The sequence below is a fragment of the Aquicoccus porphyridii genome (genome assembly GCF_008369105.1).
GTDB lineage: Bacteria > Pseudomonadota > Alphaproteobacteria > Rhodobacterales > Rhodobacteraceae > Aquicoccus > Aquicoccus porphyridii.
In genome coordinates, this window is record NZ_VINQ01000056.1 from 1 (window position 1) to 1,379 (window position 1,379).

Consider the following 1,379-nt stretch of genomic DNA (forward strand, 5'->3'; position numbering starts at 1 on the left):
ATCCACGGCGGTGTGCGCCAAGCCTGCTCCGAAGCCCTCGGAGGCATCAAAACCGCCCCATGCGACCAATATGAGCCGATATCAGCAAGCTGGCTGAAGTTGCGCCCCGGAAGGCTGTAGCCGTCGAGTTTCCACACAGCCTCGGCCCTAAACTGACATTCAAATGTAGCAAATCGAATGTCAGGTATGCGGTTAAAGTAGCCTTGGGCATTCCAAATTACTAGGAACCCGCAATCAATCGTTTAGCCGACCTCAGTCGCTAATACTTCTTCAAGAATATCAAAAACTAATGAAAAATTCCTAAAGTCGTCTGCGGTTCCATTTTCGCAAAGCCAATCGCAGAGGTTCCGCTTCTCATCCTTATTGATTTTCCAGGTTTCTGGAACAGCCTTCTCGACTCCTCGTTCAACTAAACTATGCCCCTGTTTTATATCCACAAAGGCAAGCTTATGATCAATCGCTCTTTGGATCGTCTCATCAGAAAATAGATTCTCTATTCCAGATTCGATTTTGTGGGGCTGTTGGGCGATCGTCCTGCGAAACAAGTTTCCATTGTTGGTGTCAGGCTTGCCTGCATCACAATCATACAACAAGAGCCACTTCTTCTGAATAGTCGCGCCCAAATGTGATTTGTAGGTATCCCAGATCTTATTCAGATGGGGACAGCCTACGGCATCAACCAATTCAAATTCATCTACAAGCGCGGCCTTGCCGAGGAGTTCTCCTGCCTTGGTCAGATAGTCAATATCTGTGGTGCCTTCGAGGTAAAGGACAGGCTTTTGGTTGGCTTCAATTCTGTTTCGAACGTCGTCTTGGAAGCGCGCGCTGTCCTGCATGTGTTTGTATGCTGCTTCAAACTCAGAGAAGCGCTCAACCTCGATTTCCTGACCATCAGGCAGCTCGATGAGTTGGAAGCCGTCTGATGTGAATACCTTTTCCATGCCAATCAAAAACAATGGCGAATGCGTAGTCAGGATAAACTGAACTTTTGGGAACAAACGGATAAGGTTTGGCAGCAAGTCGTGTTGAAGGTCGGTATGCAGGTGGAGGTCGATTTCATCAACCACAACAATCCCTTCAATGTCGCTCAGTTGAGTTAGCTGCGAACGGCTTAGATCAAAGTCTCTGATGATCGCTAAAAACAGGTCAAGCAGAACAGCTTGCCCCGTGGAGAGCTGGAACAAGTTGGCAGCCATTGGCTCGTTGTCTATCGAAATTCCAATCTGCCTTCGATTGTGAACAGGCGTGCAAAATTGACCCCGTAGCGGGGTAATCGGCGTCCAAAAGTGACCCCCCTGATATTTCTGTTTTGATGCTTCCTCAGATGCATGAGGGAGCGAGTTGGGGATGTTGGTTGTGGAGACGATTGCGAAGATCAG

The 1,379-nt window shown here is 48.2% G+C and carries 1 protein-coding gene; it reads right to left on the minus strand.

Annotated features, from left to right (window positions below; all coding sequences use genetic code 11):
• Nucleotides 1-242: 242 nt before the first annotated feature.
• Nucleotides 243-1,379, minus strand: a 1,137-nt coding sequence (locus tag FLO80_RS21695; protein ID WP_223145538.1) for an AAA family ATPase, incomplete at its 5' end; no start/stop codon positions are given.